General features: G+C 74.0%; 7 protein-coding genes. 4 read left to right on the top strand and 3 right to left on the bottom strand.

The features are described 5' to 3' along the window. The 3 genes from HMPREF0731_RS09720 to HMPREF0731_RS09710 all read left to right on the top strand — a co-directional run. Positions 1-564, top strand: a 564-nt coding sequence (locus HMPREF0731_RS09720) for a copper chaperone PCu(A)C (protein WP_007003935.1), incomplete at its 5' end; no start/stop codon positions are given. A gap of 68 nt (positions 565-632) precedes the next feature. Then, positions 633-1,187, top strand: a complete 555-nt coding sequence (locus tag HMPREF0731_RS09715) for a Sir2 family NAD-dependent protein deacetylase (protein ID WP_007003934.1) — start codon at positions 633-635, stop codon at positions 1,185-1,187. 184 nt (positions 1,188-1,371) lie between these two features. After that, the gene (locus HMPREF0731_RS09710) at positions 1,372-1,971 is read left to right on the top strand and encodes a uracil-DNA glycosylase family protein (protein WP_007003932.1); all 600 of its coding nucleotides are present in this window, start codon (positions 1,372-1,374) and stop codon (positions 1,969-1,971) included. A 10-nt stretch (positions 1,972-1,981) separates the two neighbouring features. On the opposite strand, the gene HMPREF0731_RS09705 is transcribed toward HMPREF0731_RS09710, so the two are convergent. From HMPREF0731_RS09705 to mscL, 3 genes are all read right to left on the bottom strand, one after another. Then, a complete protein-coding gene (locus HMPREF0731_RS09705; protein WP_040612632.1) occupies positions 1,982-2,500 on the bottom strand; it encodes a hypothetical protein in 519 nt (172 codons plus the stop codon). Positions 2,501-2,535: 35 nt separating this feature from the next. Beyond that, positions 2,536-2,928 (bottom strand): metallopeptidase family protein, encoded by a 393-nt coding sequence (locus HMPREF0731_RS09700; RefSeq protein ID WP_007003930.1) that lies wholly within the window; start codon positions 2,926-2,928, stop codon positions 2,536-2,538. Positions 2,929-2,992: 64 nt separating this feature from the next. Beyond that, positions 2,993-3,505, bottom strand: coding sequence for a large conductance mechanosensitive channel protein MscL (gene mscL / locus HMPREF0731_RS09695; RefSeq protein ID WP_007003929.1), 513 nt, complete (start codon positions 3,503-3,505; stop codon positions 2,993-2,995). Positions 3,506-3,561: 56 nt separating this feature from the next. On the opposite strand from mscL, the gene HMPREF0731_RS09690 reads away from it, so the two are divergent. Then, positions 3,562-3,975: a VOC family protein gene (locus tag HMPREF0731_RS09690; RefSeq protein WP_007003928.1), complete on the top strand. Its 414-nt coding sequence runs from the start codon at positions 3,562-3,564 to the stop codon at positions 3,973-3,975. The last annotated feature ends 12 nt before the right edge of the window (positions 3,976-3,987 follow it).

Below are 3,987 nucleotides of genomic sequence, written 5' to 3'. Positions count from 1 at the left end.
TTTCCCGTCTTCCGCGGGCCGCGCCGCGCGCCGGCCCCGACCCTGGACCGTCAGACCATGCTGAACCGCCGCCTCCTGCTCCGCGCCCTGCCGGGCGCCCTCTCCCTGCTCGCCCTGCCGCCGCTGGCGCGCCGCGCGAGCGCGCACAGCTACAAGGCCGGCGATGTCGAGATCGGCCATCCCTGGAGCCGCGCCGCCCCGCCGCGCGGCACCGGCGCCGGCTTCATGACGCTGCGCAACACCGGCAGCCAGCCGGACCGGCTGGTCGCCGCCCGCGCCGCCATCGCCCGCACCGTCGAGATCCACACCCATCTGCACGAGGGCGGCGTGATGCGCATGCGCCCCGTGGAGGGCGGCATCGTCCTGCCACCCGGCCAGGAGGTCGCGCTGGCCCCGGGCGGCTACCACCTGATGCTGATCGGCCTGTCCGAGGCGCTGGTGCAGGGCCAGCGCGTGCCCGTCACCCTGGTGTTCGAGCGCGGCGGCGAGATCCAGGTGGAGCTGGCGGTGGAAGCCGCCGGCTACCGCCCGCGCAACGCCCCGGCCGGCGGCCACCAGCACTGAGGGTGCGGGGGCGGGCAAGGCCCCGCCCCCGCTTGACCGCGCCGGCGCCGCGCGGGAAGGCTGGGCGCATGTCCGCCCCTGCCCTGATCGTGCTGACCGGCGCCGGCATCTCCGCCGAATCCGGCCTGGCCACCTTCCGCGACCCGAATGGCCTCTGGGCCCGCCACCGCATCGAAGACGTGGCGACGCCCGAGGCCTTCGCCCGCGACCCGGCGCGGGTGCACGAATTCTACAATGCCCGCCGCGCCCAGCTGCGCGACCCGGCGGTGCGGCCCAACGCGGCGCATCACGCGCTGGCCCGGCTGGTCGCCGCATGGCCGGGCGAGGCGCTGCTGGTGACGCAGAATGTCGACGACCTGCACGCCCGCGCCATGCCGGGCATGGCCGCCGCCCGGCTGCTGCCGATGCATGGCGAGCTGCGCAAGGCCCGCTGCCTGCGCTGCGGCGCCGTGCATCCCTGGGAGGCGGACCTCTCCACCGCCACCCCCTGCCCCGCCTGCGGCGTTGCGGGCGGGATGCGGCCGCATGTGGTGTGGTTCGGCGAGACGCCGCTCGGCCTCGACCGGATCGAGGCGGCGATGGCGCGCTGCGGGCTGTTTCTTTCGGTTGGCACCTCCGGCTAGGTCTATCCGGCGGCCGGCTTCGTCGCCGCGCTGCGCGGCCGGGCGGAGACGCTGGAGCTGAACCTGGAGCCGAGCCTGGGCAGCCATCTGTTCGACCATGCCGAGCACGGGCCGGCCACCGAGATCGTGCCGGCGGCGGTGGAGCGCCTGCTGGCGCGCTGGCCGTGACGCGCCTTGTGGCGCGATGGCACTGACAGAGAATCTCGACGCGCTGGCGGCCGAGGCGCGGCGCTGCACGCTCTGCGCGCCGCATCTGCCGCTGGGGCCGAAGCCGATCTTCCGCGTCAGCCCGGCGGCGCGGCTGCTGATCATCAGCCAGGCGCCGGGCACGCAGGCGCACCTCACCGGCATCCCCTGGAACGACAAGGCGGGCGACCGGCTGCGCGACTGGCTGGGGCTCGACCGCGCCGGCTTCTATGCCGAGACGCTGGCGATCCTGCCGATGGGGCTGTGCTATCCGGGCCGGCTGCCGCGTGGCGGCGACGCGCCGCCGCGGCCGGAATGCGCGCCGCTCTGGCAGCCGCGCCTCGGCCCGCCGATGACCGGCATCCGGCTGACCCTGCTGCTCGGCCGCCACGCCATCGCCGGCCGGCTGGGCGCGGCGGCGGCGCGCGACCTCGGCGCCACGGTGCAGGGCTTCCGGGCGCATCTGCCCGAAAGGATCTTTCCGCTGCCGCACCCCTCCTGGCGCACCCGCACCTGGGCGGCCTCGCGCCCCTGGTTCGCGGCGGAGGTGCTGCCGGCGCTGCGGCAGGAGGTGGCGGCGGCGCTGCGCGAGGGCTGATCCCGGCGGCTCAGCGCGGCAGCTTCCAGGGGCGGTCCACCGGGAAGCCGAGCGTGACTCCGAAGAACGGCATGTAACGCACGTCCTGGATGAACAGGCCGACCGGCTCGCCATCCTGGTAGCGCAGCAGCGCGGTTTCCTCGTCGAAATCGTCGGACATCATGCGCTGGATGACCAGCGTCTCCCGGCCGCTCAGGCCGCCCCGCAGGCTGGCCCGGTGCCGCAGCTTCCACTGCCCGACGCGCACCGTGCGCCGCGCCGCGCTGTCATACTGGAAGCTGCGCTCGCCCTCCTGCACCGAGACGGAGCCGACGCCCGCGGCGCTGCCGCGCGCCTCGCTGCCGGTGACGGAGCCCCGCACCTGGACATGCAGGGGCAGGCGGATGCGCCGCCACAGCGGCGGCGGCGGCAGCAGGCGCAGCAGCTCCAGCGCGTCCTCGCGCTGGAAATGCGCCTCCTCCCCGTGCAGCACCCGCTCCACCAGGGAAGACAGGTAGAAGCGGGCATCCATGGTCATCGGCGGCGGCATGCGAATCGTTCCGGCTGCGGCAGGGCGGGGCCAGATTAGCCCTCGCCCTCCAGCCGGGCGATGTCATCGTCCGAGAAGCCGAAATGATGGCCGATCTCGTGGATCAGCACGTTGCGGACCAGGCGGAACAGATCCTCGCCGGTCTCGATCCACTCGACCAGGATCGGCTCGCGGTAGAGCAGGATCATGTCCGGCTCGACCGGCACGCCGAGATGGCTCTTCTCGGTCAGCGGCGTGCCGCGATACAGGCCGGTCAGCTCCCAGGGGTGCTGCAGGTCGAGCGCCTCCAGCGTCTCCTCGTCGGGCACCTCCTCCACCAGGATGGCGGCGCCGCGCACGGCCTGTCGCAGTTCGGCCGGGATCGCCGCGAAGGCGGTCTCGGCCATGTCCTGCAGGTCCTCGAGGGAGGGGGGATGGTTGAAGCGCATGGGCTCCCTTTAGCATCGCCAGCGGGCGGCGGCGACCGCCAAGGCCCCGCCGCGAGGCGCCGCCTCAGCCGCGCGGCAGGGTGGCCGGGCCAGAGGGCGGCGGGGCGGGCGGGGTGGCGGGCGTGGCCGGGACGCCCTCGCGCAGCAGGTCGCGGATCTCGGCCAGCAGCTTTTCCTGCGGCGTCGGGCCGGCCGGCTTGGCCTCCTCCCTCTGGCGGAGATGCAGCCGGGTCAGCACCCGCAGCAGCCAGAAGATCGCCATGGCGACGATCAGGAAGCGGATGATGGCGTTGATGAACTGGCCGAGCGCCAGCACCGCCGCCCCCGATTGCCGCGTCGCCTCCAGCGAGGGGCCGCGCTCGCCGCTCAGCACCACGAAGACGTTGGAGAAATCCACCCCGCCGATCAGCACGCCGATCAGCGGGTTGATCAGGTCCTGCACCAGCGAGTTGACGATGCCCGTGAAGGCGGCGCCGATGACGATGCCCACCGCCAGGTCGACGACATTGCCGCGCATGATGAAGGACTTGAATTCCTTCACCCAGAGCGGCTGGCGGACGGGGATGGCTGGCTTCATGCGCGACTCCTCGGGCGGCGCTGGCCAGGGCGGGCGGGGTGCGGCAGCATGGCGGCATGCCAACACCCCTCCCCGGCCTCGGCCAGCAGATCACCTTCCTCTACGCCAGCGCGCCCGAGGCGAGCTGGCACTTCTACGAGACCGTGCTGGAGCTGCCGCTGGCGCAGGACCAGGGCAGCTGCCGCATCTACGAGGTGGCGGGCGGCCGCGCCTATCTCGGCGTCTGCCGCGCCCGCGCCGAGCGCGCGGCGGAGAATCCGCGCGTCGAGGGCGGCGTGGTCGTCACCTTCGTCACCGAGCAGGTCGCCGCCTGCCATGCCGCGCTGAAGGCGCGCGGCGTCGCGGTGGGCGAGGCGCCCGCCTGGTCGGAGACCTACGGCGTGGAGCATTTCTTCTTCCGCGACCCGGCCGGCTATCTGCTGGAAGTGCAGCGCTTCGGCCGCGGCGACTGGCCGGCCCCGCCGGGCTGAGGCCCGGCAGCG

The organism is Pseudoroseomonas cervicalis ATCC 49957 (assembly GCF_000164635.1).
GTDB classification, from domain to species: domain Bacteria; phylum Pseudomonadota; class Alphaproteobacteria; order Acetobacterales; family Acetobacteraceae; genus Pseudoroseomonas; species Pseudoroseomonas cervicalis.
This window is presented reverse-complemented; position numbering and strand designations above follow the sequence as displayed.

Bases quoted from the DNA above. Each gene is read 5' to 3' on its own strand.
- HMPREF0731_RS09715 (WP_007003934.1), top strand. From the start codon at position 633: ATGTCCGCCCCTGCCCTGATCGTGCTGACCGGCGCCGGCATCTCCGCC.
- HMPREF0731_RS09710 (WP_007003932.1), top strand. From the start codon at position 1,372: ATGGCACTGACAGAGAATCTCGACGCGCTGGCGGCCGAGGCGCGGCGC.
- HMPREF0731_RS09705 (WP_040612632.1), bottom strand. From the start codon at position 2,500: ATGCCGCCGCCGATGACCATGGATGCCCGCTTCTACCTGTCTTCCCTG.
- HMPREF0731_RS09700 (WP_007003930.1), bottom strand. From the start codon at position 2,928: ATGCGCTTCAACCATCCCCCCTCCCTCGAGGACCTGCAGGACATGGCC.
- mscL (WP_007003929.1), bottom strand. From the start codon at position 3,505: ATGAAGCCAGCCATCCCCGTCCGCCAGCCGCTCTGGGTGAAGGAATTC.
- HMPREF0731_RS09690 (WP_007003928.1), top strand. From the start codon at position 3,562: ATGCCAACACCCCTCCCCGGCCTCGGCCAGCAGATCACCTTCCTCTAC.